This is a genomic window from Stenotrophomonas sp. AB1(2024) (genome assembly GCF_037482345.1).
Classification (GTDB): Bacteria; Pseudomonadota; Gammaproteobacteria; order Xanthomonadales; family Xanthomonadaceae; genus Stenotrophomonas.
In genome coordinates, this window is sequence record NZ_JBBHKO020000001.1 from 1,052,316 (window position 1) to 1,079,155 (window position 26,840).

Consider the following 26,840-nt stretch of genomic DNA (forward strand, 5'->3'; position numbering starts at 1 on the left):
ATTCTATGCGACTGACTGCCCTACCCGCATTCGCGGACAACTACATCTGGGCGCTGGTCGCCGACGACGGCCACGCCATCGTGGTCGACCCCGGCCAGGCCGCCCCCGTGCTGGCCGCCGCAGCGCAGCACGACTGGCGCCCGCACACGGTCCTGCTTACCCACCACCACGACGACCATATCGGCGGTGTGGCCGAGCTGCAGGCCCGCTTTCCGGGGCTGGCGGTGGTCGCACCCGACGATCCGCGCATTCCCGGGGCCACCCGCCGCGTGGGCGAAGGTGAACACATTCAGGCATTGGGGCTGGAGATGGACGTAGTATCCGTGCCCGGACACACCCGGTCGCACATCGCATTTCACAGCGCTGAACATCTTTTCAGTGGCGATGCATTGTTCAGCCTGGGCTGTGGCCGGATGTTCGAAGGTACGCCCCCCCAGCTTCTTGCGTCCCTGCACAAGCTGGCGTCCCTGCCACCGCACCTGTTGCTGTGCTGCGGCCATGAGTACACCGTGTCAAATGCCGTCTTCGCGCGGCATGTCGACCCCGCCAACGCCGCGCTCGCGCGACGCCAAGAGGAGGCCCTGGCCATGCGCCGCGATGAACGCCCCACGCTGCCCGTTACGTTGGCGAGCGAGCTGGAATGCAACCCGTTCCTGCGAACCGATACGGCCGCTGTCCGCGCTGCCGTCAGCCAGCACCTCGGTCGTCCCGTCACCGATGAAGTCGATGTCCTGGCAGGTCTGCGGGGCTGGAAAGACGGATTCCGAACATGAGTCGGCGATGGTTGCCGCTCGCAGCAGGCCTGGCGATCGCCCTGGCCGGCGCTGCGGGCGCCCAGTCGTTGAGTGCGGGGATGTCGCAGAACGTGGCCGGGCTTTCGCAGCTGCCGCTGGATGGCGGCGCCCTGCCCCCGGCCTCGGTCCGCAATGGCCAGGAAATCTTCGCCAGCTTCCGTGATGGCCTGGCCGAACCGACCTGCAATGCCGAGGCCACCAGCCCACGCTGGCAGAAGCAGTTCGCCCACGCGCCCTCGCGCCTGGCCGACCAGGACGACGATGCGCTGGTGCTGTTCGGCTATGTGGTCGAAGAGCTGCGCAAAGCCAGCCTGCCCACCGAATTTGCGCTGATCCCGTTCGTGGAAAGCGGCTACCGGCCCAACGCGCGCAATGGCGCAGGCCCTGCCGGGCTGTGGCAGTTCATTGCCAGCACCGCCAGGAACCACCGCGTGCAGATGACCAACGGCTATGACGGCCGCTTGTCCGCCGCCGATTCCACCCAGGCGGCGGTACGCTACCTCAAGACCCTGCATGGCATGTTCGGCGGCGACTGGCGACTGGCCACCATGGCCTACAACGCTGGCGAATACCGCGTGCTGCAGTCGCTGCGCAAGGCCGGCATGAACGCGCAGAATGCGCGCCCGGCCGAGTTGCCGGGGCTGTCGCCGGTGACCTATGCGTATGTGGAGAAGCTGCACGCATTGGCCTGCGTGCTGGAAGATGCCGAAACCACGCCCGCCGTGATGGCCTCGCTGGACCGCACGGTACCGGTGCTGAAGAGCCACACCCTGCCTGCCGGCACCAGCGTGCAGCAATGGGCCGCACAGCGTTCGCTGGACCCGGCGCGCATCGCCCGGCTCAATCCGGCCCTGGCCAGCGGCAAGGGCCGCCCCAGCGGCCAGGTGACGGTGCTGGCCCCGGCCGCGCATGCGCCGGCGGATGCCTCGGTGATGGTGGCCAAGGCCGATGTGCCCACAGCCGAAACGGCCAGCCCGCGTGCGGACACGCAGGTGAGCCGCCGCGCCGTGGCCAGCGCCGACCGCCCGAAGGCGCGCCGGCACACCGTGCGCAGCGGCGAGTCGGCGTGGACCATCGCCAAGCGCTACAGGATGCCGTTGAAGGCGTTGCTGTCGTTGAACAACCTCAGCGGCAGCAGTGTGCTCAAGCCCGGTGCGGTGTTGCGCGTCGAAGACTGACGTAGTGCCGGGCTCTGCCCGGCAAAGCCGCGCACAACACCGTACACAAGCAAAAAGGCCCGGCATTGCCGGGCCTTTTCCCTGGAGCCGCCGGGCAGAGCCCGGCGCTACGCAACCTTTTACAGGTTGGCCTCTTCGACCTGCACTTTGTAATGCCTGCGCATCGCCTGGACGAACGCCTTGGCCGCGGCCATGCCGTCGACCTGGTCCAGCTGGTCCTTGAACTGCTGCTTCTGCTCGGCCGGCACGTCGGCCAGGTTCGGCGGGGTGACCTTGGTGACCGCGAACACCACATAGCGGTCCTGCACGGCGACCTTGCCGTAGCTCGGCTTGCCTTCGGCCGGGGCCGGGGCGGCGAACACCGCGCGGTTGATCTCCGGGGTCGGCACCGGCTGGGTGCGCGGCAGGCCCGGCAGCGGGCTGACCTGCAGCTTCTCCTCTGCCGCCAGCGCCTGCAGGGTCTGCCCGGCATTGAGCTTGGCAAGCAGCGCGTCAGCCGCCTTGGCCGAGACCTGGCGGTTGCGGTCGGCGCGGATCGCGGCAATCACCCCGTCGCGGGCCTTGTCCAGCGGCAGCGCCTGCTCCGGGCTGTGGTCGGTCACGCGGATCATCACGCTGTGGTCGGGCGTGATCGCGATCGGATCGCTCACGGTGCCGTCCTGCACCAGCACGTCGGAGAACGCCGCATGCAGCACCGCCGGGTTGGCGGCAATGCCGCTGGCGGTGTCACGGGTGAACGGACCGATCGTCTGCACCTTCAGGTTCAGCGCGTCGGCGGCACCCTGCAGCGAGGTCGGGTTCTTGTAGACCTGGTCGACCAGGCGGCCGCTCAGTTCGGAGAATGCGCCTTCGGTGTCTGCCTTGAGCTGTTCGGCGGCGAGCTGGTCGCGGACTTCCTCGAACGGACGCTGCTGGCCACCACGGACCTCGCGCAGCTGCAGCACGTGGTAACCGAATTCGGTCTTGACCGGTGCGCTCACCTCGCCTGCCTTCATGCCGAACAGCGCGTCTTCGAACGGCTTGACCATGGCATCGCGTTCGACCCAACCCAGGTCGCCGCCGGTGGCCTTGGAGCCGGTGTCGTCCGAGTTGGCCTTGGCCAGCGCGGCAAAGTCCGCACCCGGCGCCCTGGCCTGCGCGGCCAGCGCAGCGGCCTTTTCTTCAGCGGCCTTGAGCTTGGCCGGGTCGCTGCCGTCGGCGGCGATCAGGATGTGCGAGGCCAAGCGTGCTTCCGGCGTGGAGAAGCGCGCCTTCTCGTCGGCGTAGCGCCTGCGCAGGGTAGCTTCATCGGCAGGTGCGGCCGGCGGCAGCGTGGCCGCATTGATCTCCACGAATTCCAGCGACACCGATTCGGGCTGGCGGAAGTCCATCGGGTGGCTGTCGTACCACTGCTTGATCTGCGCGTCGGTCACTTCGGCGGTATCGGCCGGCAGTTCGGGCAGCGCGGCGATTTCCACGTCGCGGGTTTCGCCCAGCAGCTTCATCAGGCGCTCGGCCTCTGCGCTGGTGACGAAGCCCGATTCCTGCAGCGCCTGCGGAATGATCGACTGCTGCAGGCTCTCGCGCACCAGCGTTTCGAACTGCGCCGGCGTGCGCGGCGGGTTGCCGGTGCTCAGCGCCAGGCGGTACTGGTCCTGGTTGAACTTGCCATCGGCACCGAGGAAGGCCGGTATGGACGCGATGGTCTCGCGCACGGCGGCATCGCCGATGACGACGCCGGACTGTTCGCCGGCCAGGCGCACGACCTGTTCATCGATCATCTGGTCGAGCACGGCGCGCTTGTTCTCCGCGCTTTCGAACGCGCGCGGGTCGAAGTTCTCCCCCTGCTGCTGACGGGCCTGCTGGCGGGCCTGCTCGAAACGGGCACGGAATTCTTCCGCACTGATTTCATGGTGCTGCCACAGGAAGGACATCGGCCACCACGACGGTGCCGAGCGCCACCAGGTCGGCGGCGCTGCCACCTTGGCCACGTTCTGCGCACCGACGCCACCCAGATAGCTGGAGTCGATCACAAACAGGAACGGAATCATCAGCAGCCCCAGGATCACGGTAACGATCCAGCCCGAGGTCTTGTCGCGAAGTTTCTGCAGCATGGGAGAAATCAAGGCCCGATTGGCGAATCCGGCAGTGTACCCCGCTTCGCGCCACTCCCCAACAGGGGGCGGGCGACATACCAAAAAGAAAGGCCCCTGGTTTTCACCAGGGGCCTTCAAGAATTGGCGGAGCGGACGGGACTCGAACCCGCGACCTCCGGCGTGACAGGCCAGCATTCTAACCAGCTGAACTACCGCTCCGCGCTTGAAACTTTTCAGGCGCTCATTATATCCGAAGATACTCAGAAAACCCACCCCGATGTACCGCTTTTCGAGGATTTTTCGTAACTGGCGGAGCGGACGGGACTCGAACCCGCGACCTCCGGCGTGACAGGCCAGCATTCTAACCAGCTGAACTACCGCTCCGCACTAAAACCTTTTCTGCTGCCTTCCACGACGATCTGGATCGTTGCAGAAAACAAGGCCCCCGATCGCTCAGGGGCCTCGTTGAAACTGGCGGAGCGGACGGGACTCGAACCCGCGACCTCCGGCGTGACAGGCCAGCATTCTAACCAGCTGAACTACCGCTCCACATTTCAAACTTTTACTGGCGGTGCATGGTGGGTGCTGAGGGTTTCGAACCCCCGACCCTCTCCGTGTAAAGGAGACGCTCTACCGCTGAGCTAAGCACCCCAGCAAGCCGCTTAGTTTACGGCATCCTTCAGGGCTTTGCCAGCCTTGAACGACGGATTCTTCGACGCAGCGATCTTGATGGTGTCGCCGGTCTTCGGGTTGCGGCCGGTACGGGCAGCGCGATCGCGCACCTGGAACGTACCGAAGCCCACCAGGGTCACCGCATCACCGCCCTTCAGGGCCTTGGTGACGGAAGCGATGACGGCATCGACAGCGCGGCTCGATTCGGCCTTGGTCAGGTCAGCGGCTTCGGCAACGGCGTCGATCAATTCGGTCTTGTTCATTCTGTACAGCTCCTTTGGCGGGGATTCCGCATGTTCGACAGTGAAGCATCCGGCCCGCAACGTGGCCGGACGCCAGTGAAGTTCTCGATTCGCACCCGTCAGCGTCTGCTGACTTGCGAGTGGTGCTTTTATACCAGCGCACCCCTACCCGCGCAAGCTGAAAAGCCAATAACGACGCGGGTTTCGGGCCATCTTTTACAATTCACCCACAGCGCGCGTCAATGCTTGACGCGCGTGGTGGATGCTGTCTTGCTCTTGCCTCTCACCGTGACGCGCTGCCCATCCTTCCTGGGCTTGGGCGCAGTCAGCGGCGTTTCCAGCGCCAGGTCCAACACCTCTTCAATCCACTTCACCGGAATGATCTTCAGGTCTCGGGTGACGTTGGCTGGAATGTCAGCCAGGTCCTTGCGGTTCTCTTCGGGGATGATCACGGTGGTGATGCCACCGCGCAGCGCGGCCAGCAGTTTTTCCTTCAGGCCGCCAATGGCGGTGACGCGTCCGCGCAGGGTGATTTCGCCGGTCATGGCCACTTCGGCACGGATCGGCACCTTGGTCAGCATCGACACCAGCGAGGTCACCATGGCGATACCGGCGCTGGGGCCGTCCTTCGGGGTGGCGCCGTCGGGCACATGCACGTGGACGTCGTGCTTCTGCAGGAACTCGGCATCGATGCCCAGCCGCTCAGCGCGCGAACGCACCACCGACAGCGCGGCCGAGGCCGATTCCTTCATGACGTTGCCAAGCTGGCCGGTCAGGATCAGCGCGCCCTTGCCCGGCACCAGGGTGGATTCGATCTGCAGCAGGTCGCCGCCCACTTCGGTCCAGGCCAGGCCGGTGACCAGGCCGACTTCGTTCTGTTCTTCGGCGCGGCCGAAATCGAAGCGGCGCACGCCCAGGTACTTCTCCAGGTTCCTGCCGTTCACCACCACCAGTGCCCTCTTCTTCGCGGCGGCCTTCCTGCCGGCCTTGGCCGGCTTGGCCAGCGCGACCGGGCCGCCCAGTGCGATTTCCTTCACCACCTTGCGGCAGATCTTGGCCACTTCGCGTTCAAGGTTACGCACGCCCGACTCGCGGGAGTAGTAACGCACCACGTCCTGGATGGCGTCGGCCTCGATCTCCAGCTCCTCCGGCTTCAGGCCATTGGCCTTGAGCTGCTTGGGCACCAGGTAACGCATGGCGATGTTGAGCTTTTCATCCTCGGTGTAACCGGGGATGCGGATCACTTCCATGCGGTCCAGCAGCGGGCCGGGGATGTTGAGCGAATTGGAGGTCGCCACGAACATCACTTCGGACAGGTCCAGGTCCACTTCCAGGTAGTGGTCGTTGAAGGCGTTGTTCTGCTCCGGGTCGAGCACTTCCAGCAGCGCCGAGGACGGGTCGCCACGGAAGTCCATCGACATCTTGTCGATCTCATCGAGCACGAACAACGCGTTCTTGCTGCCCACCTTGTTGAGGTTCTGCACGATGCGGCCCGGCATGGAGCCGACGTAGGTGCGGCGGTGGCCACGGATCTCGGCCTCGTCGCGTACGCCGCCCAGGCTCATGCGCACGAACTTGCGGTTGGTGGCCTTGGCGATGGACTGCCCCAGCGAGGTCTTGCCCACGCCCGGCGGCCCGACCAGGCACAGGATCGGGCCCTTCATCTGCTTCACGCGCGACTGCACCGCCAGGTATTCCAGGATGCGGTCCTTGACCTTGTCCAGGCCGAAGTGGTCGGCATCCAGGGTGTCCTGGGCGACCTTGAGGTCCTTGCGCACCTTGGTGCGCTTCTTCCACGGCACGCCCAGCAGCCAGTCCAGGTAGTTGCGCACCACGGCCGCTTCAGCCGACATCGGCGACATCTGCTTGAGCTTGTTGAGCTCGGCCTTGGCCTTGGTTTCCACCGGCTTGGGCATGCCCGCTTCGGCGATCCTGCGGGCCAGCTCTTCCAGCTCGCCGGGCGCGTCGTCCAGGTCGCCCAGTTCCTTCTGGATGGCCTTCATCTGTTCGTTGAGGTAGTACTCGCGCTGGCTCTTTTCCATCTGCGACTTGACCCGTCCGCGGATGCGCTTTTCCATCTGCTGCACGTCGATTTCGCCGTCGACCAGGCCCACCAGCATTTCCAGGCGGTCGCCGATCTGCAGGGTTTCCAGCAGGCGCTGCTTGTCGGCCAGGCGCACGCTGATGTGCGCGGCGATGGTATCGGCCAGGCGCGCCGGCTCATCGATGCCGGCCAGCGTCTGCAACAGCTCCGGCGGCAGCTTGCGGTTGGTCTTGACGTACTGCTCGAACAGCGACATCAGCGAACGCGCGACGGCTTCGATCTCGCGCGGCTCGCGCGATTCGTCAGATTCGATTTCCACACCCACGCCATGCAGCGAACCGTCGCGCTCGGTGACCTGGGTGACGTTGACCCGCGACAGCCCTTCGACCAGCACCTTGATGGTGCCGTCGGGCAGCTTCAGCAGCTGCAGCACCTGGGCCAGGGTGCCGACCTGGTAGAGGTCGGCGGCGGTGGGATCGTCGGTCTCGGCCGACTTCTGGGCCAGCAGCAGGATGCGCTTGTCCGCCTCCATCGCCTGCTCCAGCGCGTGCATGGACTTGTCGCGGCCGACGAACAGCGGAATGACCATGTGCGGGAACACCACCACGTCGCGCAGCGGCAGTACCGGCAGATCGAGAGTCTCAGTTGGGGAACGGGCCATGTGGGCTCCATTGGAACAGTGGGGATGGCCTCCGGGCAGCCTTACCCGGATACAAAAAAGCCGATGGCCCCGTTATGGGGCCATCGGCGTCCAGATGCAAGATGCTCTGAAAAACTACCATCAATTCAAATACTTGAATCGATTATTCGGCACCTGCCGCCTTCTGTTCCGGAGCCGGCGGGGTCTGGTAGATCAGGTACGGCTCGGACTTGTGTTCGATCACCGATTCGTCCACCACCACCTTGCTGACGTTCTCGGCCGAAGGCAGGTCGTACATGGTGTCCAGCAGGACCGACTCGACGATGGTGCGCAGGCCACGGGCACCGGTCTTGCGCTTGAGCGCCTTGCGGGCGATGGCCGACAGGGCGTCCGGGCGGAACTCGAGCTCCACGTGTTCCATCTCGAACAGCTTCTTGAACTGCTTGGTGATGGCGTTCTTCGGCTCGGTCAGGATCCTGACCAGGGCCGCTTCGTCCAGCTCTTCCAGGGTCGCCACGACCGGCAGGCGACCGACGAATTCCGGAATCAGGCCGAACTTGATCAGGTCTTCCGGCTCGACTTCAGCCAGCACCTTGCCCACTTCCTGCTTGCGCTCGGAGCTCTTCACCTTGGCCCCGAACCCGATGCCGCCGGAGTCGTTGGAACGGGCCTGGATCACCTTGTCCAGCCCAGCGAACGCGCCGCCGCAGATGAACAGGATGTTCTTGGTGTCCACCTGCAGGAATTCCTGCTGCGGGTGCTTGCGGCCGCCCTGCGGCGGAACGCTGGCCACGGTGCCTTCGATCAGCTTCAGCAGTGCCTGCTGCACGCCTTCGCCGGACACGTCACGGGTGATCGACGGGTTCTCGCTCTTGCGCGAGATCTTGTCGATTTCATCGATGTAGACAATGCCCTGCTGCGCCTTCTCGACGTCGTAGTCGCACTTCTGCAGCAGCTTCTGGATGATGTTTTCCACATCCTCGCCCACGTAACCGGCTTCGGTCAGCGTGGTGGCGTCGGCCATGGTGAACGGCACGTTGAGCAGGCGGGCCAGGGTTTCGGCCAGCAGGGTCTTGCCCGAACCGGTCGGACCGACCAGCAGGATGTTGGACTTGGCCAGTTCGACCTCGTCGTTCTTCTGCCGGCTCTCGATGCGCTTGTAATGGTTGTACACGGCCACGGCCAGCGTGCGCTTGGCCCGGTTCTGGCCAATCACGTACTGGTCCAGGACTTCGAGGATCTCGCGCGGCTTGGGCAGCGAACTGCGCGCCGACTGCGCCTTTTCCTCAAGCTCTTCACGGATGATGTCGTTGCACAGCTCCACGCATTCATCGCAGATGAACACGCTTGGCCCAGCAATCAGCTTGCGCACCTCATGCTGGCTCTTTCCGCAGAAGGAGCAGTAGAGGATCTTGCCGGTTTCCGTGGAACGACCTTGGCGGTCTTCGCTCATGCTTCGCTTACCCAGTTACCCCACCCGCTGAACGGGGGTTCGATTCGAGAATAGCACAGGGTCGGGAGGACGCCAGTCCAGCCCGACCCTGCGGAAACAGGCCGGTTTCCCGGCCTGGCGGCACTATCAGGCCGGGGTGATCGACTCTTCCGGACGGCGCTCGAGCACCTGGTCGACCAGGCCATAGGCCACCGCATCGGCCGCGCTCTTGAAGTTGTCGCGCTCGGTATCGCGCGCGATGGTCTCCAGCGACTGACCGGTGTGCTTGGCCAGCACTTCGTTCAGGCGCGAACGCAGGGTCAGGATCTCACGGGCGTGGATGTCGATGTCCGTGGCCTGGCCCTGGAAGCCGCCCAGCGGCTGGTGGATCATCACGCGCGAGTTCGGCAGCGCATACCGCTTGCCGGCCGCACCGGATGCCAGCAGCAGCGCGCCCATCGAGGCGGCCTGGCCGACGCAGATGGTGCTCACGTCCGGCTTGATGTACTGCATGGTGTCGTAGATCGCCATGCCGGCGGTGACCACGCCACCGGGCGAGTTGATGTAGATGCTGATGTCCTTTTCCGGGTTGTCCGCTTCCAGGAACAGCAGCTGCGCCACCACCACGTTGGCCATGTGATCGTCGATCGGGCCCACGAGGAAGATCAGGCGCTCCTTCAACAGGCGCGAATAGATGTCATAGGCGCGCTCGCCGCGGCTGGTCTGTTCGACCACCATCGGAACCATGTTCAGGGCTTTGGTTCGGTTGTCCATTTTGAGGCACCTATTTGAGGGGGAACGACCCCGCGCCGGGGCGCGGGGCGTAAAACACGGGCCGCTTACTGGCGGATCGCGTCCTGGAACGACAGCGGCTGCTCGGTGTGCTGGGCGCGCTCGGCGATCCAGTCGATCACCTGCTCTTCCATCACGCGGTTCTGCAGCCCACTCATCAGCTGGGGGTCGTTGCGGTACATCTCAATGACCTGCTCCGGCTCTTCATAGGTCGAGGCGATCAGGCGCATGGTTTCGTTCAGGCGCTTGGGGTCCAGGCGCAGGTCGTTCCTGCGGGCCACTTCGCCGACCAGCAGGCCGACCAGCACGCGCTTGGCAGCGGCGTCCTTGAAGCCTTCATGGGCGTCTGCCGGGACTTCGCCCGGGTTGCGGCCGCTGCGGCGGATCTGCTCGATCTGCTGGGCCAGCATGGCGCGGGCTTCGTTGTCGACCAGGCGCGGCGGCATTTCGACCGAAGCATAGGCGGCGATCAGCTGCTCGCCCACTTCGCGGCGCAGGCGGTTCATCAGGGCACCCTTGAGTTCACGCTCCAGGTTGGCGCGGATGTCCTTGCGGAACTGCTCCACGTCGCCGCCCTTCACGCCGAAGCTCTTGATGAAATCGGCATCGACTTCCGGCAGCACCGGCTCGGACACGTCCACCGCCTTGACGGTGACCTTGACCTGCTTGCCGGCCAACGCCGGCACGCGCCAGTCGGCCGGGAACTCGACGTCCAGGGTCTTTTCCTCGCCCTTGGCCAGGCCGACCAGGCCCTGCTCGATCTGCTCGAACATCATGCCCTGGCCCACCACCACGCTGCCCTTTTCGGTACCTTCGGCCGGCAGGCGCTCATCGCCGGCCTGCGACCAGGTTTCCAGTGCCACCAGGTCGCCCTCCTGGGCGCCACGGGCAACCGGGCTCCAGCTGCGGCGCTGCTCACGCAGGTTGGTGATCATCTGGTCGATGTCGGCGTCGTTGATCTCGGCAGTGTGGCGCACGACGGTCAGCTTGCCGACGTCGACATCGCCGAAGTCCGGCACCAGCTCGACGGTGGCCACGAAGGAGAATTCGCCGTCATCGCCCTTGTCGATGCGCGGGGCGCCGGCAATGCGCAGTTCGTGCTCGCGGATGGCCGCGTCGAAGGTCTCGCGCAGCAGGCCGTCGACGGCTTCGCTGCGGACCTGCTGGCCGAAGCGCTGCTCGATCACCTTGGTCGGCACCTTGCCCGGGCGGAAGCCCTTGATGCGGGCGGTGCGGGCGATTTCGCCCAGGCGGCCGCTGATGTGGGTCTGCAGGCGGTCTTCCGGCAGCGAGAAGGTCAGGCGGCGTTCCAGATTGCCGGTGGATTCGATCGAAGCTTGCATGTTGACTCCTGCCAACCGGTGGCGACGCCCCCGGCACGATGTGATTGGATGAAACGGGTTGAGAACGCGGGGTCGTGGACGCGCCTGCCCGCCGCAGCCCTGTAGTTTCGCCGATAACGGCCAGCGCCGCCAGCAGGGGGCCGGGAACGTCAATCCGGGGCGTGTTCAGGGGGCGCCCGTGCCCCGCCAGGTGGTGCGAAAGGGGGGACTCGAACCCCCACGCCTTGCGGCACTGGAACCTAAATCCAGGGCGTCTACCAATTCCGCCACTTTCGCGCTGGGCGGCATTATGGCGGCGGGCGACCGCTGCGTCGACCGGTGGTGGGCGGAGGTGCTCTTCGTTTTGGGGTCATGAACGCCTGACGGGCGGCTTCGGTGGGGGTAAACGCCGGTTGCATGGCCGCGACCGGCCGGTGATCGGCGTTGGACGCCTGGGCCGCGCTGCGCGCGGTTGCCACGCATGGCGTGGCACTACGGGTTTTTACGTGCGCAGGTCGATTCGGGGGGATCGCGTAGAGCCACGCCCTGCGTGGCTGCGCGATGCCGGAGCGCAGCCAAGAAAAAAGCCACCCGGCGGACCGGATGGCTTTTGTCTTGGTGGGCTGTCAAGGATTCGAACCTTGGGGAAGCTGCAGCGCATTCGCGCCGCAGCCCCACCCTTTGCTGCGCAAAGCGCGGGCCCCATCTCACCAGCATCCACAACCCCGCGGCTTCGCCGCGCCCCCTTGACTCAAGGGGGCTTTACTCCAGATGTGCCCTGGCGGGCCGTCTGATATCGGGCAAGAAAAAAGCCACCCGGCGGACCGGATGGCTTTTGTCTTGGTGGGCTGTCAAGGATTCGAACCTTGGACCTATTGATTAAGAGTCAACTGCTCTACCAACTGAGCTAACAGCCCGAAAATCGGGAGGCGAATTATGACGCAATGCGCACGAGGTTGCAAGGGGTTTCTGCAGCCGTCGTCCAGGCGCCGCCGTAGAGCCACGCCCTGCGTGGCTGCACGATGCCGGATCGCAGCCAAGAAAAAAGCCACCCGGCGAACCGGATGGCTTCTGTCTTGGTGGGCTGTCAAGGATTCGAACCTTGGACCTATTGATTAAGAGTCAACTGCTCTACCAACTGAGCTAACAGCCCTGAAAAACCCAGGCGCATAGTGTATCGATTGCGCCTTTTTTTGCAACCCCGATTCACTTTCGGTGAACCGGGTTCTTCAAATCAGTGGGGTGGCTGAGGGGATTCGAACCCCCGACCACCGGAATCACAATCCGGTACTCTAACCAACTGAGCTACAGCCACCACTGAAACCTGTTTATTCGCCTGAAACCTTTGAAGCAGCCCTGCGTTTGCACCGATGGCGCGCCCGACAGGAATCGAACCTGTAACCGCCGGCTTAGAAGGCCGGTGCTCTATCCAGTTGAGCTACGGGCGCCCTGACCGGATTGTCGCATTCCCATCCCGTTTTGAGCAGCGGGACGTGGTCGGGGTAGAGGGATTCGAACCCCCGACATCCTGCTCCCAAAGCAGGCGCGCTACCAGACTGCGCTATACCCCGGTGGTTTCATCCCTCGAGGTTCCCCCCGAAAGAGTCGGCTATTGTGGGAATCGGGGAAGCATCTGTCAACGGTTTTGTAGCGCCGACTGTTGGTCGACTACTCCGCCAGGCAGCCGACCAACAGTCGGCGCTACCGTTTATTGCCTTGCGCTATGCTTTGTTCAGCGGCCGGATGGGCCGGACCCTACCCTTCAAGGAGATTGGCAATGCGCAGCGGCAATCCCGCACTTTCCGAGTCGACGTTCCTCGACCTGGCCAGCGGCTCGGTCGTGACCTCGCCCGACCAGGCGATGACCATCAACGGCACGGTCAACAAGACCGGCATCCTGCTGTTGCTGACCGTGCTCACCGCCGCCTTCGCCTGGAGCCAGGCCCTCGGCGCCGACGGCCAGATCGCATCGGGCGCGATGATCTATGTGATCGGTGGCGCTGTCGGCGGGCTGATCCTGGCGCTGGTGACGGTGTTCAAGAAGGAATGGTCGCCGGTCACCGCGCCGATGTACGCGCTGGTGGAAGGCTTTTTCCTGGGCGCGATCTCGGCCGTGTTCGAAGCACGCTTCCCGGGCATCGTGTTCCAGGCGGTGCTGCTCACCTTCGGCACCCTGTTCGCCCTGCTGGCGGCCTACCGCAGCGGCCTGATCAAGGTCACCGAGAACTTCAAGCTGGGCGTGGTCGCGGCCACCGGCGGCATCGCGCTGCTGTACCTGGCCTCGTTCGTGCTGGGCTTCTTCGACATCAACGTGCCGGTGATCCATGAAGCCAGCTGGCTGGGCATCGCCTTCAGCCTGTTCGTGGTGGTGGTGGCCGCGCTGAACCTGGTGCTGGACTTCGACTTCATCGAAAACGGCGCAGCCGCGCGCGCGCCGAAGTACATGGAGTGGTATGGCGCGTTCGGGCTGATGGTCACCCTGGTGTGGCTGTATGTGGAGTTCCTGCGGTTGCTGTCGAAGCTGCAGCAACGTTGATTCAGCGTTGCGGCAGCGCCGGCCGTTGGGATTGCGTGGGCCGGCCAACGGCCGGCGCTACCGGATAAAAAAAGGGCGCCGGAAAGGGCGCCCTTTTTTGTTGCCGTTTTCGCAGCCCGGTTACAGGCGGCTGGCGATGGCCTGGGCGAAGCCCATGGTGTTGCCGGTGCCGCCGAGGTCGCCGGTCAGCGAATCCTTGGCTTCCAGCGTGGCCACGATGGCCTTGCGCAGGCGTTCAGCGTTGTCGGTCTGGCCGACGTGGTCGAGCATCTGCGCGGCAGCCAGCAGCAGCGCGCACGGATTGGCCTTGCCCTGGCCGGCGATATCCGGCGCAGTGCCGTGCACGGCTTCGAAGATCGCCGCGTTCTCACCGATGTTGGCACCCGGGGCCAGGCCCAGGCCGCCGACGAGGCCGGCGCACAGGTCGGAGATGATGTCGCCGAACAGGTTGGTGGTAACGATGATGTCGAACTGTTCCGGACGCATCACCAGCTGCATGCAGCAGTTGTCGACGATCATTTCCTGGAACTCGATGTCCGGGTACTTGGCCGCCACTTCGCGCGCCACGGCCAGGAACAGGCCCGAGGTCGACTTGATGATGTTGGCCTTGTGCACGGCGGTGACCTTCTTGCGGCCGGTGCTGCGGGCCAGCTCGAAGGCGTAGCGCACGATGCGCTCGGAACCCTTGCGGGTGATGCGGGTGCCGGAGAACGCGGTTTCGCCGTCGGCCGACACTTCCTGGCCTTCGGCCAGGTACGCGCCTTCGGTGTTCTCACGGACGGTGATCAGGTCCACGCCGTCGCCGAAACGCGACTTGGTGTTCGGGAACGACACGGCCGGACGCACGTTGGCGTACAGGTCGAAGTGGCGGCGCAGGCTGACGTTGATCGAGGTGAAGCCACCACCGACCGGCGTGGTCAGCGGGCTCTTCAGCGCGATCTTGTTGCGTGCGATCGATTCCAGCGTGGACGCCGGCATCAGGTCACCATGCTTTTCCAGTGCGACCAGGCCAGCGTCGGCATCTTCGTATTCAAAGCCGGTGTCGAGCTTGCCGAGCACGAACAGGGTAGCGTCCATGATCTCCGGGCCGATGCCGTCACCGCGGATGACCGTGATTTTCTGCGTCATTTGATCTGTTTCCGAACCGAGGGGGAGCGCCGTCGGTCAGAGAGCCGGAGCGAGGGCGCAAGGGAAGTTTCATCGGCAATTATGCCTTACCCGCCCAAGGGACCCCAAATAGACCATGGTGGCAACCGGTAGCGCCGGCCGTTTGCCGGCCTGCGGATCGGGGCCGGCGTTCATGAAGGCCGGCCAACGGCCGGCGCTACCGGGTATCAATGTTCGTGAACGGCCGGGGCCTCGGCGCCACCTTCCAGCTGGTCCAGGAAGTCCACGGCGCGGCGCAGGTGGGGAATGACGATGGAGCCGCCGACCACCAGGCCGACCGAGAAGGTCTCGAAGAACTCCTCACGGGTCACCCCGGCCTCCTTGCACTGGGCCACGTGGTAACTGATGCAGTCATCGCAGCGCAGCACCATCGAAGCGACCAGGCCCAGCAGCTCCTTGGTCTTCACATCCAGCGCGCCCGCCTGGTAGGTCTGGGTGTCCAGCGCGAAGAAGCGGCGCACCACCTGGTTGGGCTCGCCGAGAATGCGCTGGTTCATGCGCTGGCGGAATTCGGTGAATTCGGCAATCCGGTCTTTGCTGCCGTCGTCCGCAGCGCTCATGCGCCCTCCCCGTTCAGCAGCGGCTCAAGCTTTCCTTCCCGGTGCAGGGCGATCATGTCGTCGTAGCCGCCCACGTGGTGCTCGCCGATGAAGATCTGCGGCACGCTGGTGCGGCGGGTCTTGGCCATCATCTTTTCGCGCTCGACCGGGTCCAGGTCGATGCGGACTTCAGTCCAGCTCTCGCCCTTGCTCTTCAGGAAGTTCTTGGCGGCCACGCAATACGGGCAGATCGCGGTCGAATAGATGGTGATGGGCGGCTTCCCACCCGGGTTGGAAGCGACATCTTGGCTCACGGGAAACTCCACAGCGGAACGAGTGTCTGTATATGGTAGCCCTGCGCTGGATTTTCCATGTCATCACCGCAACACTGCGGATCACCCGCAGCCCCCAGGAGTTCTGCTTGCGCCCTTTGCTGCTCTCTGCCGCGTTGACCCTTGCCCTGGCCGCGCCGTGGGCGTCGGCCCAGGACAGCAAGCTGCCGGACATCGGCTCGTCGGCCGGCGAACTGCTGACCCCGGCCCGCCAGGCCGAGTACGGCGGCATGATGCTGCGCGAGCTGCGCAACTACGGCTACCTGCTCGACGACCCGCTGGTGGACGACTGGCTGCAGACCATGGGCGCCCGGCTCGGCTCCAACAGCGCCCAGCCGCGCCAGCCCTATACCTTCTTCATGCTCAAGGACCGGCAGATCAATGCCTTCGCCACCCTGGGCGGCTATGTCGGGGTCAACGCCGGGCTGGTGCTGACCGCCGAACGCGAGGACGAAGTGGCGGCCGTGCTGTCCCATGAAATCGCCCACGTGACCCAGCAGCATGTACTGCGCGGCGTGGAACGGGCCCAGCGCGACCAGATTCCGATCCTGCTGGGCATGCTGGCGGCGGTGGTGGCCGCACAGCAGGCCGGCGGCAACTCGTCGGGCGATGCGACCATGGCCGCCATCACCTCCGGCATGGGGCTGATGCAGCAGCGCCAGATCAACTACACCCGCAGCAACGAGTCCGAGGCCGACCGCCTGGGCATCCGCACCCTGGCCCGCAGCGGCTACGACGTCGATGCCATGGCCGGCTTCTTCGAACGCATGTCCGCCTCGATGCGCGGCAATGCCGGCGGCTATTCCGTACCCGATTTCCTGCAGACCCACCCGGTCAACACCACCCGCATCAGCGAGGCCAAAGCCCGCGCCGAGCAGATGAAGAAGGACACGGTGCTGCTCACCACCGAAGTGCCCGGCGGGGTGCGCCAGGAACGGGTGGACCCGGCCGACCCGGCGCTGTCCGAGCCGATGGTCCGCCGCACCAATCCACTGCTGCCGGCCTCGATGCAGATCTCGGTGAATTCGCTCAGCAGGGGCGCCACCGGCCAGTTCGAGTGGGCGCGCGAGCGCCTGCGCGTGCTCAGCGCCGATACGCCGGGCGAGCTGGCCACCGAGTACCAGAACCTGCAGCGCGCGCAGAAGAACGGGCTCAACGATGCCCAGCGCTATGGGCTGGCGCTGGCGCGGCTGCGCAACAGCGGCGCGGCCGAGGCGCGGCGCGACCTGGCCGAACTGCTGAAGGACCACCCGGACAACCTGTGGGTGGCGCTGGCGCTGGCCGAGTCCGAATCCCGCTCCGGCCAGCCGGCCCAGGCCAATGCCCGCTTCGACGCGCTGCTGCGGCAGCACCCGGGCAGCCGCCCGGTCGCGCTGACGTACGCGGAGATCCTGAACGAACAGGGCGGGCGCGAGGCCGGCCAGCGCGCCCAGGCGATGTTGCGCCCGCTGCTGTCGCAAAGCGGCAATGACCCGGTGTTCCAGCAGCGCTACGCCCGCGCCAGCGAGCTGGCCGGCGACACCCTGCGCGCCAGCGAAGCCTATGCCGAGGCCGCATTCCTGAACGGCCGCCCCGAACAGGCGCTGATGCAGCTGCAGGCGCTGAAGAAGCAGCCGGCGCTGGATTACGTGGGCCGGGCCCGGGTCGATGCCCGGATCGAGAGCATCACCCCACTGGTGCTGGAAATGCGTCGGCAAGGCATCGATGACCCTGAGCTCGAGCGGCGGTGAGGGTACGTGCGGCCTGGCACCGCCTGGGCCGGCCAACGGCCGGCGCTACCGATGATTGCGGGTGCGTAGCACAGGTGGTAGCGCCGGCCGTTGGCCGGCCCAGGCGCTGGGTGGAGATGACATGAAGACGACACTCCAGGGAACCCGCCGGCGACATAGTCACAAACATGTCACGAAACCGTAGTCTACTGAGCTCAATCCCGATCTGATGAGCAATACGGTGGGCACGTGCAGAAACGCATCCTGATCGTCGATGACGAACCCGCGATCCGCGAAATGGTCGCCTTTGCCCTGCGCAAGGGCGACTACGACCCCATCCATGCCGGTGATGCCCGCGAGGCGCAGACGGCGATCGCTGACCGCGTACCGGACCTGATCCTGCTGGATTGGATGCTGCCGGGCACCAGTGGCCTGGACCTGGCCCGGCGCTGGCGCAAGGAGGCCCTTACCCGCGAGGTGCCGATCATCATGCTGACCGCGCGCGGCGAAGAAAACGACCGCGTGGGCGGGCTCGAAGCCGGCGTGGACGACTACGTGGTCAAGCCGTTCTCGGCGCGCGAGCTGCTGGCACGGATCCGCGCGGTGATGCGCCGGGCGCGCGACGACGACGAGGACGGCAGCGTGGCGGTGGGCACGATCCGCATCGACGGCGCCGCGCACCGGGTATTCGCCGGCGACCAGCCGGTGCCGATCGGCCCGACCGAATACCGCCTGCTGCATTTCTTCATGACCCACCCCGAACGCGTCTACACCCGTACCCAGCTGCTGGACCACGTATGGGGCGGCAGCGTATACGTGGAGGAGCGCACCATCGACGTGCACATCCGTCGCCTGCGCAAGACGCTGGAACCGTTCGGCGCCGAGAACATGGTGCAGACCGTCCGCGGCGCCGGCTACCGGTTCTCGACGTCGCTGTGAACGTCAGCGGGGCAGAGCCCCGCTCTACGCATTTTCAATGAGACCGCAATGCCGCGCCACATCCGCTTCGCCTGGTTGAAAACCCTTGCCACCCTCGCCGTTCTGCTGCTCGCGGCCGGCCTGGTGGGCCTTGCCACCGGGCATGTGTGGATGTGCATCGCGCTCGCCTCCATCGGGGCGCTCGGCTGGCACTACTGGCGGCTGCGCAAGGTGCTGCGCCGGCTCACGGCGCGCCAGCGCTGGGACATGAGCGGCGGCAACGGGGTCTGGAACGAACTGGACCGCCTGCTGTACCGCAACCAGCTGGAAATGCGCACGCGCAAACGGCGCCTGCTGGACATGCTGCGCAGCTACCGCGCCGCTGCGGCGGCACTGCCCGATGCGGTGGTGGTGGTGGACCGCAACAGCCAGCGCGTGCAGTGGTTCAACGAATCGGCCACCACGCTGCTGGGCCTGCACCACCCCGGCGACCTGGGCGAAGCCCTGGTCGCGCGCCTGCAGCCGATGCCGCTGGCCCACTGGCTGGCTGGCGGCCGCAATGCCGAACCGATCCTGGACGTGCCCTCCCCGGTCGACCCGGCGATCCGCCTCAACCTGCGCCTGATTCCCTATTCGCCCGACTACTGGCTGTTGATCGCGCGCGATGTCAGCAAGCTGCTGCGGCTGGAACAGGTGCGCCGCGATTTCGTGGCCAATGTCTCGCATGAGCTGCGCACACCCTTGACGGTGGTACACGGCTACCTGGACATGATGGAGCCGGAGGATTTCCCCGGCACCGGGCCGATGCTGGAAGAAATGCGCAAGCAGTCCCAGCGCATGGCCCAGCTGGTCGAAGACCTGCTGACCCTGTCGCGGCTGGAATCGCAGGAACACACCGAAGAAGAAACCGTGGCGATGGCGCCGATGCTGGCCACGCTGCGCCGCGAAGCCGAAGCGCACAGCCAGGGGCGCCACCAGATCAACGTGATCGACAGCGCCGGGGTGGACCTGCAGGGTTCCAACAAGGAACTGCACAGCGCCTTTTCCAACCTGGTCACCAACGCGGTGCGCTACACCCCGGCCGGCGGCCGGGTCGAGGTGGAACTGGCCCGCGAAGGCCAGGGCGTGGTGCTGGCGGTACGCGATACCGGCTACGGCATTCCGGCCACCCACCTGCCGCGCCTGACCGAACGCTTCTACCGCGTCTCCAGCAGCCGCTCGCGCGAAAGCGGCGGCACCGGGCTGGGCCTGTCGATCGTCAAGCACATCCTGGGCCTGCACCACGCGCGCCTGGAGATACAGAGCGAGGTCGGCAAGGGCAGTGTGTTCTCATGCCACTTCGACGCCGACCACGTGCGCGAGCGTACCGACGTGGCCTCCCTTTCCTCTGCAGAAGACTTCCCCGCATGAGCACCCTGGTTCCCATCGCCGTGCCGGCGGAAACCGATCCACTGCGCGATCCGGCCCTGTACATCAACCGCGAGCTGTCGCAGCTGGATTTCAACTTCCGCGTGCTGGCCCAGGCGATGGACCCGCAGGTCCCGGTACTGGAGCGGCTGCGCTTCATGTGCATTTCCTGCACCAACCTGGACGAGTTCTTCGAGATCCGTGCCGCTGCCGTGCGCCACGCGCAGGAGTTCGGCCTGCCCCCGGCCCCGGACGGCATGGCCCCGCAGACCATCCTCAACGCCATCCATGACCGCGCCGCGCAGCTGGTGGACCAGCAGTACCGCTGCTGGAACGAGACCCTGCGTCCGGCGCTGCACGAGGCCGGCATCGATGTGCTGGGCCGGCATTCCTGGAACCACCGCCAGAAGCGCTGGCTGCGTGCGTACTTCCGCAACGAGATCATGCCGGTACTTTCACCGCTGGGCCTGGATCCGTCGCACCCGTTCCCGAAGATCCTCAACAAATCACTGAACATCGTGGTGGTGCTCAAGGGTACCGATGCGTTCGGCCGCGCCGGCCACCTGGCCATCGTGCGCGCGCCGCGCTCGCTGCCGCGCATCATCCAGCTGCCGCAGACCCTGGGCGGTCCGCAGACGTTCGTGTTCCTGTCCTCGGTGCTGTCCACGTTCGTGGGCGAGCTGTTCCCGGGCATGGAAGTCCAGGGTGCCTACCAGTTCCGGGTAACCCGCAATTCCGAGCTGGTGGTGGACGAGGAAGAAGTCGAGAACCTGGCACTGGCGCTGCGCGATGAGCTGGTCGACCGCGGCTACCGGCCAGCGGTGCGCCTGGAAATCGCCCAGGACTGCCCACGCGATATCGTGCGCACCCTGTTGCAGAATTTCGGCCTGACCGAAAACGCGGTCTACCGCATCGACGGACCGGTCAACCTCAACCGCGTGATCCAGCTGTACGACCTGCTGGCGCGCCCGGAACTGAAGTACCCGCCGATGAGCCCGCGCACGCTGCGCGACAGCGACGGCATCTTCGAGGTGGTGGCACGCCGGGACGTGCTGCTGCACCACCCCTTCGATGCGTTCACCGCCGTACTGGACCTGATCAAGCAGGCTGCGGTGGATCCGAACGTACTGGCGATCAAGCAGACCCTGTACCGCACCGGCAAGGATTCGCTGATTGTCGATGCGCTGATCCAGGCCGCACGCAACGGCAAGGATGTCACCGTGGTGGTGGAGCTGCGCGCGCGCTTCGACGAAGAAGCCAACCTGGGCCTGGCCGACCGCCTGCAGGAAGCCGGCGTGCAGGTGGTGTATGGCGTGGTGGGCTACAAGACCCACGCCAAGATGCTGCTGATCGTGCGCCGCGAAGGGCGCAAGCTGCGCCGCTACGTGCACCTGGGCACCGGCAACTACCATAGCGGCACCGCGCGGGCCTACACCGACCTGAGCCTGATCACCGCCGATGCGGATATCGGCAATGACGTGCACCTGCTGTTCCAGCAGTTGTCCGGGCTGGCCCCGCGCACCCGCCTCAAGCGCCTGCTGCAGTCGCCGTTCACCCTGCACGACGGGCTGCTGCAGCGGATCGAGCGGGAGATGAATCTGGCCATCAGCGGCCGCCCGGGGCGGATCATCGCCAAGATGAATGCCCTCAATGAGCCGCAGGTGGTGCGGGCGCTGTATGCCGCCTCCCGGGCCGGCGTGCAGATCGACCTGATCGTGCGCGGTGCCTGCACCCTGCGCCCCGGCGTACCGGGAGTGTCGGACAACATCCGGGTACGCTCGATCGTAGGCCGCTTCCTGGAACACAGCCGGGTGTACTGGTTCGGCAACGACGGCGCTTCCGAGCTGTACTGCGCCAGCGCCGACTGGCTCGAACGCAACCTGCTGCGCCGGGTGGAAACCTGCTTCCCGATCCTGGACCCGGAACTGGCCCGCAAGGTCTACCGCGATGTGCTGCAGAACTACCTGGACGACAACCTCAACGCCTGGGAACTGCACGCCGACGGCCAATACCGCAAGTGCACCCCCGATCACGACCACCCCCCGCATTCGGCGCAGATGGCATTGATGCAAGGTTTGTAGATCGAAGATCTACGAACCGGGTAGATCCCGCGCCCGTTGGTCGGGATTCCTTCGATGCCACCGCCGGTCGCATCATGTGAAGGGCGCGCGGTGACGCCGCGGCCCGGCCTTCGGCTACCATTCGACCATGCCGCATACCTCCACGACCCCGCCCGCTCTTCAGGATGGCGATCTGCTCGCCGCCATCGACCTCGGTTCCAACAGTTTCCACATGGTCATCGCGCGTTACACGCTTGGCCAGCTGCGCGTGGTGGACCGATTGCGCGAAACCGTGCGCATGGCCGATGGCCTGGATGGCAAGGGCGGCCTGTCGGCCGAAGCGCGCCAGCGCGCGCTGGAATGCCTGGCCCGTTTCGGCCAGCGCATCCGCGGCATTCCGTCGGTGCGCGTGCGTGCACTGGCCACCAACACCGTGCGCCAGCTGCGTTCGCCACAGGCCTTCCTGATGCCGGCCGAAACCGCGCTGGGACACGCCATCGAAGTGGTCAGCGGACGCGAGGAGGCCCGCCTGATCTACCTGGGCGTGGCCCACGCCCAGCCCCCCAAGCCGGACCAGCGCCGCCTGGTGATCGATATCGGGGGCGGCTCCACGGAGTTCATCATCGGCCAGGGCATGCAGACCCTGGAGCGGGAAAGCCTGCAGGCCGGCTGCATCGCCAGCACGCGGCGCTTCTTCCCCGGCGGCAAGCTCAGCAAGCGGCGCTGGAAGGATGCACTGACTGAAATCGGCGCCGAGTTCCAGCAGTTCGCCATCAAGTACCGTTCGCTGGGCTGGCACGAGGCACTGGGCTCGTCGGGCACGCACAAGGCGATCAGCGAAATCTGCGCCGCCATGAAGCTGAGCAAGGGCGCGATCACCGCCGAAGCGCTGCCGCAGCTGCGCGATGAGCTGCTCAAGGCCAAGCGCATCGAAGACATCGACCTGCCCGGCCTGTCGCCCGACCGCCGCCCGATCATCGCCGGCGGCATCCTGGTGCTGGAAGCGGCCTTCCAGGCGCTGGGCCTGCAGAAGCTGCTGGTGAGCAAGGCGGCCATGCGCGAAGGCATCCTGTACGACATCCTGGGCCGTGCCAGCGAGAACGACCTGCGTGATGAATCGGTCGACGCCTTGACCCTGCGCTACGGCATCGATACGGTCCAGGCCGAGCGCGTGCAGCGCACCGCCCTGGACCTGTTCGGCCAGGTCGAAGACAGCTGGAAACTGGACCCGGACGATGCGCGCATGCTCGGCTGGGCCGCACGCCTGCACGAGCTGGGGCTGATGATCGCCCACAGCGGTTACCACGTGCACGGCAGCTATGTGCTGGAGAACTCGGATATTGCCGGCTTCTCGCGCCAGGAACAGCAGTTGCTTGCCGCACTGGTGCGCAGCCACCGCCGCAATGTCTCCAAATCCGCATTCGATGCCTTGCCCGAGCGCCTGCTGCTGCCGGCCCGGCGCATGACCGCCCTGCTGCGGCTGGCGGTGCTGCTCAACCGTGCCCACGAAGACACCCCGGTGCCGGCATTGGAGCTCAGCGCCGACGACAGCCGCCTGTCGCTGATCCTGCCGCAGGCCTACATCGATGCCCGCCCGCTGCTGCGTGCCGACCTGATTGGCGAATCCGACGGCATGGCCGGGCTCGGGATCCAGTTCCGCCCCTTCGTGGCCTGAGCCGCTTTCGCGGCTCCAAACGCCCCTCCAAGCACGGCCCGCCCCATGCTTCTGTCAGGAAGCGTGCGCAGAATTTTTCATTCCGCATTGCAGCATATTGATACATGTCGACATATCTGGATACACATCGCCGATAGCAAAAACCTTCACAATTCATTGATTTTCATTAACTTTCATCTCTTTGGTTACGCATGTGTGAAGTTTTTTTGGCAAACAGCTTTACATGGACTTAACGATTGGGACTAAGATCGAGTAACCGGTCCATTTGGGCTGGTTTTCGAGGAACGCGGGGCCTTGGGACCCCGTCGACCTCTTTTGATTCAGTTCCGAACCAGAGAGAGAGCCTAATGACTTCACGCATCAACGTACTTGGGCAAGCGATCCGCTGTGCCCTGGTCGCCGGTACCGCTGGCCTGGTGGCCGCCCCGGCCATGGCACAGGACGCGCCGAACACCACCAACCTCGACCGCATCGAGATCACCGGTTCGCGCATCCGTACGGTGGACGTGGAAACCGCACAGCCGGTGTTTGCGATCAGCCGCACCGACATCGAGCGCCAGGGCTTCAGTTCCGTGGCCGACATCCTGCAGAACGTCACCGCCATGGGCAGCCCGACGATCAGCCGTGCCAACGCGCTGACGGCCGGTGAAAATGCCGGCGGCACCTACATCGACATGCGCAACCTGGGCACCCAGCGCACGCTGGTGCTGGTCAACGGCAAGCGTCTGGGCATCAGTACGTCCGGTTACCAGGACGTGTCGACCCTCCCGGTCTCGGCTGTCGAGCGCATCGAAGTGCTGAAGGATGGTGCCTCCGCCATCTACGGTTCGGACGCGATGGCCGGTGTGGTCAACATCATCACCCGCGGCAACGTCACCGGCGTCACCGCCAACGTCTACCACGGCCAGTACAGCGAAGGCGATGGCGCCCGCGACCGCTTCGACGTGGTCGCCGGTTGGAGCAACGACCGCATCTCGCTGACCCTGTCGGCCGAGCACGCCGAAGAAAAGGGTGTGTGGGCACGCGACCGTGGCTTCAGCCAGTTCGGCATGACCGACCGCCACCCGCTGGATTCCAGCAACTGGACCACCATCAGCCAGTACGGCCAGATCACCGGCCTGCGCGGCCCGGGCTGCACGGCCACCGCCGGCTGCGGCTACTCGCTCAACCGTGGTTCGGACCCGACCCTGCCGGGCAACTACCACCGCACCGACACCACGCCGTTCACCGGTGATGTGAGCAACGCCAACGACCAGATGCACGTGATGTATCCGCTCAAGCGCGATTCGGTGTATTTCGATGGTCGCTTCGCGATCACCGACAGCGTCAACTTCCGCACCGAGCTGGGCTACAACGAACGTGAGTCGACCCGCCAGATCGCCGGCTACCCGCTGCAGTCCAGCACCGCTGGCGTGGGCTCGATGTCGATCGACAGCTACTTCAACCCGTTCGGCAACCAGCACGGCTATGCCACGCCCACTGCGGTGGCCTGGAACCGCCGTACCTGGGAAATCCCGCGCGTTACCACCAGCAATCTGAAGACCTACCGTGCGGTCGCCTCGTTCGATGGTTCATTCGACATCGGCGAGCGCTACTTCGACTGGGAAGCGGGCTACCAGTACAACCGCAACGAGCTGGAATCGGTGGCCACCGGCAACCTGCACAAGGCGCGCGTCGCCGGCGGCGTGGGTCCGTCGTTCCTCAACGCCTCCGGGCAGGTGCAGTGCGGTACCGCCGCCGCGCCGATCTCGATGGACGTGTGCAAGCCGTGGAACCCGCTGGTGGCGTACGGCGTCACCGCGCCGAACGGCCTGTACGGCAATGAAGAGCTGCAGGCGTGGCTGTTCCCGGAAGAAACCACCCAGGGCCGCACCACCTCCAAGAACTTCTTCGCCAACATCGCCGGTTCCATCGTGACGCTGCCGGCCGGCGACCTGGGCTTCGCCTTCGGCGTTGAAAGCCGCAAGGAAGAAGGCAAGTACACCCCCGATGCGCTGGCACAGACCGGTGCCACCACCAACCTGGCCTCCGGCCCGACCGGTGGCGACTACACCGTCAACGAAGCCTACCTGGAGCTCAACGTTCCGGTGCTGGCCGACCTGCCGGGCGCCAAGGAACTGACCTTCAACGGCGCCACCCGCTTCTCGGACTACGACACCTTCGGCAACACGCTCAACAGCAAGTTCGGCTTCAAGTGGAAGCCGATCGACTCGCTGATGGTGCGTGGTACCTGGGCAGAAGGTTTCCGCTCGCCGACCATCAACGACCTGTTCGGTGGCGGTTCGGAAACCTTCGCGCAGTTCAGCGATCCGTGCGACACCGTGTTCGGCGCCTCGCGCAGCAGCGCCGAAGTCCGCGCCCGTTGCTCGCGTGACATCGCCAATGCCGCCACCTTCCGCCAGCTGCGCCAGGGCGGCACGCCGGTGACCGTGGCCACCGACGCCACCCCGGTGCCGTTCACCTCCGGCTCGAACCCGCTGCTGACCCCGGAAACGTCCAAGAGCAAGACGCTGGGCCTGGTCTGGAGCCCCGGCTTCATCCAGAACTTCAACGCCTCGCTGGACTGGTGGAAGATCCGCATCGACAACACCATCATTTCCGATTCGCCCAGCCAGATCCTGATCGACTGCTATGAGCAGGGCATCGACGCGCGCTGCAGCCGCTTCGATCGCGATCCGATCACCGGCATCGTCACCAACCTGAAGTTCGGCAACCGCAACGCCGGTTTCCTGGAAACGGAAGGTTACGACCTGGACCTGAACTACCGCCTGGATACCGACTTCGGCAAGCTCTCGCTGGACTCGGCCACCACCTACGTGTCCAGCAACGTCTACCGCTCCACCAACGACGCCAGCGTCGTCCCGACCACCACCAACGGCATCGGCAGCGGCTTCCGCGTCCGTTCCAACCTGGTGCTGGGCTGGGATCTGGAAAACTTCGGCATGAGCTGGACCGCCCGTTACTACTCGGGTGTGAAGGAACAGTGCGCCAACATCGCGCTGTACCCGGAAGAGTGCTCGGATCCGAACCAGTTCGCCCCCTGGTACAAGGGGTCGCGCAACTACAACGAACGTGGTTCGGTCACCTTCCACGACGTGCAGTTCCGTTACAGCCTGCCGTGGGAAGCCACCGTGTCGGTCGGTGCCAACAATGTCTTCGACAAGCTGGGCCCGATCATGTACAGCAAGCCGAACTCGGCCTTCTCGTACTACGGCGGTTATGACATCGGCCGCTTCATCTACATGAAGTACCAGCAGCGCTTCTGATCGCCCCGCGCGGGTGATGCACGATGACCACGGCCCTGCG

18 protein-coding genes and 10 tRNA genes are annotated in these 26,840 nt (G+C 65.4%); 9 read left to right on the top strand and 19 right to left on the bottom strand.

The features are described 5' to 3' along the window. The first annotated feature begins 5 nt into the window (after positions 1 to 5). Both gloB and WIX41_RS04985 read left to right on the top strand, forming a co-directional pair. Complete coding sequence (gloB, locus tag WIX41_RS04980; protein ID WP_339446044.1) at positions 6 to 773, top strand: hydroxyacylglutathione hydrolase; 768 nt, start codon at positions 6 to 8, stop codon at positions 771 to 773. Beyond that, on the top strand, positions 770 to 1,972 hold the full coding sequence (locus WIX41_RS04985; protein ID WP_339446045.1) for a lytic transglycosylase domain-containing protein: 1,203 nt from the start codon (positions 770 to 772) through the stop codon (positions 1,970 to 1,972). The genes gloB and WIX41_RS04985 overlap by 4 nt, the downstream gene beginning before the upstream one ends. Positions 1,973 to 2,091: 119 nt before the next feature. Here the strand turns inward: WIX41_RS04985 and WIX41_RS04990 are convergent, their stop codons facing one another. The 16 genes from WIX41_RS04990 to WIX41_RS05065 all read right to left on the bottom strand — a co-directional run bounded on the left by WIX41_RS04990 (position 2,092) and on the right by WIX41_RS05065 (position 12,762). Then, positions 2,092 to 4,065: a peptidyl-prolyl cis-trans isomerase gene (locus WIX41_RS04990; protein ID WP_339446046.1), complete on the bottom strand. Its 1,974-nt coding sequence runs from the start codon at positions 4,063 to 4,065 to the stop codon at positions 2,092 to 2,094. Between the two features lie 124 nt (positions 4,066 to 4,189). Next, a tRNA-Asp gene (locus tag WIX41_RS04995) sits at positions 4,190 to 4,266 on the bottom strand. A gap of 88 nt (positions 4,267 to 4,354) precedes the next feature. Next, positions 4,355 to 4,431 (bottom strand) — tRNA-Asp (locus tag WIX41_RS05000). An 88-nt stretch (positions 4,432 to 4,519) separates the two neighbouring features. Then, positions 4,520 to 4,596: transfer RNA gene (locus tag WIX41_RS05005), tRNA-Asp, on the bottom strand. Positions 4,597 to 4,623: 27 nt separating this feature from the next. After that, positions 4,624 to 4,698 (bottom strand) — tRNA-Val (locus WIX41_RS05010). 11 nt (positions 4,699 to 4,709) lie between these two features. Further along, positions 4,710 to 4,982, bottom strand: coding sequence for an HU family DNA-binding protein (locus tag WIX41_RS05015; protein WP_019185801.1), 273 nt, complete (start codon positions 4,980 to 4,982; stop codon positions 4,710 to 4,712). A gap of 218 nt (positions 4,983 to 5,200) precedes the next feature. Next, positions 5,201 to 7,666 (bottom strand): endopeptidase La, encoded by a 2,466-nt coding sequence (lon, locus tag WIX41_RS05020; protein WP_339446047.1) that lies wholly within the window; start codon positions 7,664 to 7,666, stop codon positions 5,201 to 5,203. 142 nt (positions 7,667 to 7,808) lie between these two features. Then, positions 7,809 to 9,098 carry an ATP-dependent Clp protease ATP-binding subunit ClpX gene (gene clpX, locus WIX41_RS05025; protein WP_068849575.1) on the bottom strand — a complete coding sequence of 430 codons (1,290 nt, stop codon included), beginning with the start codon at positions 9,096 to 9,098 and terminating at the stop codon, positions 7,809 to 7,811. Between the two features lie 126 nt (positions 9,099 to 9,224). Continuing rightward, positions 9,225 to 9,851, bottom strand: coding sequence for an ATP-dependent Clp endopeptidase proteolytic subunit ClpP (gene clpP, locus WIX41_RS05030; protein ID WP_282247392.1), 627 nt, complete (start codon positions 9,849 to 9,851; stop codon positions 9,225 to 9,227). 65 nt (positions 9,852 to 9,916) lie between these two features. Further along, positions 9,917 to 11,212: a trigger factor gene (tig, locus tag WIX41_RS05035; RefSeq protein ID WP_339446048.1), complete on the bottom strand. Its 1,296-nt coding sequence runs from the start codon at positions 11,210 to 11,212 to the stop codon at positions 9,917 to 9,919. Between the two features lie 191 nt (positions 11,213 to 11,403). Further along, positions 11,404 to 11,488 (bottom strand) — tRNA-Leu (locus WIX41_RS05040). Between the two features lie 544 nt (positions 11,489 to 12,032). Then, a tRNA-Lys gene (locus tag WIX41_RS05045) sits at positions 12,033 to 12,108 on the bottom strand. Positions 12,109 to 12,268: 160 nt separating this feature from the next. Beyond that, positions 12,269 to 12,344, bottom strand: a tRNA-Lys gene (locus tag WIX41_RS05050). 85 nt (positions 12,345 to 12,429) lie between these two features. Beyond that, positions 12,430 to 12,506 (bottom strand) — tRNA-His (locus tag WIX41_RS05055). Between the two features lie 56 nt (positions 12,507 to 12,562). After that, a tRNA-Arg gene (locus WIX41_RS05060) sits at positions 12,563 to 12,639 on the bottom strand. 46 nt (positions 12,640 to 12,685) lie between these two features. After that, positions 12,686 to 12,762: transfer RNA gene (locus WIX41_RS05065), tRNA-Pro, on the bottom strand. Between the two features lie 206 nt (positions 12,763 to 12,968). Here WIX41_RS05065 and WIX41_RS05070 point away from each other — a divergent pair. After that, on the top strand, positions 12,969 to 13,727 hold the full coding sequence (locus WIX41_RS05070) for a Bax inhibitor-1/YccA family protein (protein WP_339446049.1): 759 nt from the start codon (positions 12,969 to 12,971) through the stop codon (positions 13,725 to 13,727). 120 nt (positions 13,728 to 13,847) lie between these two features. On the opposite strand, the gene WIX41_RS05075 is transcribed toward WIX41_RS05070, so the two are convergent. The 3 genes from WIX41_RS05075 to grxC all read right to left on the bottom strand — a co-directional run bounded on the left by WIX41_RS05075 (position 13,848) and on the right by grxC (position 15,747). Next, positions 13,848 to 14,855 (bottom strand): isocitrate dehydrogenase, encoded by a 1,008-nt coding sequence (locus WIX41_RS05075; RefSeq protein ID WP_038690170.1) that lies wholly within the window; start codon positions 14,853 to 14,855, stop codon positions 13,848 to 13,850. Positions 14,856 to 15,061: 206 nt separating this feature from the next. Beyond that, the gene (locus WIX41_RS05080) at positions 15,062 to 15,454 is read right to left on the bottom strand and encodes a carboxymuconolactone decarboxylase family protein (protein WP_339446050.1); all 393 of its coding nucleotides are present in this window, start codon (positions 15,452 to 15,454) and stop codon (positions 15,062 to 15,064) included. Beyond that, a complete protein-coding gene (gene grxC, locus WIX41_RS05085) occupies positions 15,451 to 15,747 on the bottom strand; it encodes a glutaredoxin 3 (protein WP_339446051.1) in 297 nt (98 codons plus the stop codon). The genes WIX41_RS05080 and grxC overlap by 4 nt, the downstream gene beginning before the upstream one ends. 107 nt (positions 15,748 to 15,854) lie before the next feature. Between grxC and WIX41_RS05090 the strand changes: the two genes are divergently transcribed. The 6 genes from WIX41_RS05090 to WIX41_RS05115 all read left to right on the top strand — a co-directional run bounded on the left by WIX41_RS05090 (position 15,855) and on the right by WIX41_RS05115 (position 26,800). Continuing rightward, on the top strand, positions 15,855 to 17,495 hold the full coding sequence (locus WIX41_RS05090; RefSeq protein ID WP_339446052.1) for a M48 family metalloprotease: 1,641 nt from the start codon (positions 15,855 to 15,857) through the stop codon (positions 17,493 to 17,495). A gap of 228 nt (positions 17,496 to 17,723) precedes the next feature. Further along, positions 17,724 to 18,413, top strand: a complete 690-nt coding sequence (gene phoB, locus WIX41_RS05095; RefSeq protein WP_339446053.1) for a phosphate regulon transcriptional regulator PhoB — start codon at positions 17,724 to 17,726, stop codon at positions 18,411 to 18,413. Positions 18,414 to 18,461: 48 nt separating this feature from the next. Beyond that, complete coding sequence (gene phoR / locus WIX41_RS05100) at positions 18,462 to 19,802, top strand: phosphate regulon sensor histidine kinase PhoR (protein ID WP_339446054.1); 1,341 nt, start codon at positions 18,462 to 18,464, stop codon at positions 19,800 to 19,802. Beyond that, on the top strand, positions 19,799 to 21,880 hold the full coding sequence (gene ppk1 / locus WIX41_RS05105; RefSeq protein ID WP_339446055.1) for a polyphosphate kinase 1: 2,082 nt from the start codon (positions 19,799 to 19,801) through the stop codon (positions 21,878 to 21,880). Before phoR ends, ppk1 begins: the two co-directional genes overlap by 4 nt. 127 nt (positions 21,881 to 22,007) lie before the next feature. Next, on the top strand, positions 22,008 to 23,534 hold the full coding sequence (gene ppx, locus WIX41_RS05110) for an exopolyphosphatase (protein WP_339446056.1): 1,527 nt from the start codon (positions 22,008 to 22,010) through the stop codon (positions 23,532 to 23,534). 347 nt (positions 23,535 to 23,881) lie between these two features. After that, complete coding sequence (locus WIX41_RS05115) at positions 23,882 to 26,800, top strand: TonB-dependent receptor domain-containing protein (RefSeq protein ID WP_339446057.1); 2,919 nt, start codon at positions 23,882 to 23,884, stop codon at positions 26,798 to 26,800. Positions 26,801 to 26,840: the final 40 nt, after the last annotated feature.

What these genes read in the sequence shown, in the direction of transcription:
- ppx (WP_339446056.1), top strand. Translation starts at nt 22,008, where the DNA reads ATGCCGCATACCTCCACGACCCCGCCCGCTCTTCAGGATGGCGATCTG.
- lon (WP_339446047.1), bottom strand. Translation starts at nt 7,666, where the DNA reads ATGGCCCGTTCCCCAACTGAGACTCTCGATCTGCCGGTACTGCCGCTG.
- clpP (WP_282247392.1), bottom strand. Translation starts at nt 9,851, where the DNA reads ATGGACAACCGAACCAAAGCCCTGAACATGGTTCCGATGGTGGTCGAA.
- tig (WP_339446048.1), bottom strand. Translation starts at nt 11,212, where the DNA reads ATGCAAGCTTCGATCGAATCCACCGGCAATCTGGAACGCCGCCTGACC.
- WIX41_RS05075 (WP_038690170.1), bottom strand. Translation starts at nt 14,855, where the DNA reads ATGACGCAGAAAATCACGGTCATCCGCGGTGACGGCATCGGCCCGGAG.
- WIX41_RS05115 (WP_339446057.1), top strand. Translation starts at nt 23,882, where the DNA reads ATGACTTCACGCATCAACGTACTTGGGCAAGCGATCCGCTGTGCCCTG.
- WIX41_RS04990 (WP_339446046.1), bottom strand. Translation starts at nt 4,065, where the DNA reads ATGCTGCAGAAACTTCGCGACAAGACCTCGGGCTGGATCGTTACCGTG.
- WIX41_RS05070 (WP_339446049.1), top strand. Translation starts at nt 12,969, where the DNA reads ATGCGCAGCGGCAATCCCGCACTTTCCGAGTCGACGTTCCTCGACCTG.
- WIX41_RS05015 (WP_019185801.1), bottom strand. Translation starts at nt 4,982, where the DNA reads ATGAACAAGACCGAATTGATCGACGCCGTTGCCGAAGCCGCTGACCTG.
- phoR (WP_339446054.1), top strand. Translation starts at nt 18,462, where the DNA reads ATGCCGCGCCACATCCGCTTCGCCTGGTTGAAAACCCTTGCCACCCTC.
- WIX41_RS05080 (WP_339446050.1), bottom strand. Translation starts at nt 15,454, where the DNA reads ATGAGCGCTGCGGACGACGGCAGCAAAGACCGGATTGCCGAATTCACC.
- clpX (WP_068849575.1), bottom strand. Translation starts at nt 9,098, where the DNA reads ATGAGCGAAGACCGCCAAGGTCGTTCCACGGAAACCGGCAAGATCCTC.
- ppk1 (WP_339446055.1), top strand. Translation starts at nt 19,799, where the DNA reads ATGAGCACCCTGGTTCCCATCGCCGTGCCGGCGGAAACCGATCCACTG.
- WIX41_RS04985 (WP_339446045.1), top strand. Translation starts at nt 770, where the DNA reads ATGAGTCGGCGATGGTTGCCGCTCGCAGCAGGCCTGGCGATCGCCCTG.
- gloB (WP_339446044.1), top strand. Translation starts at nt 6, where the DNA reads ATGCGACTGACTGCCCTACCCGCATTCGCGGACAACTACATCTGGGCG.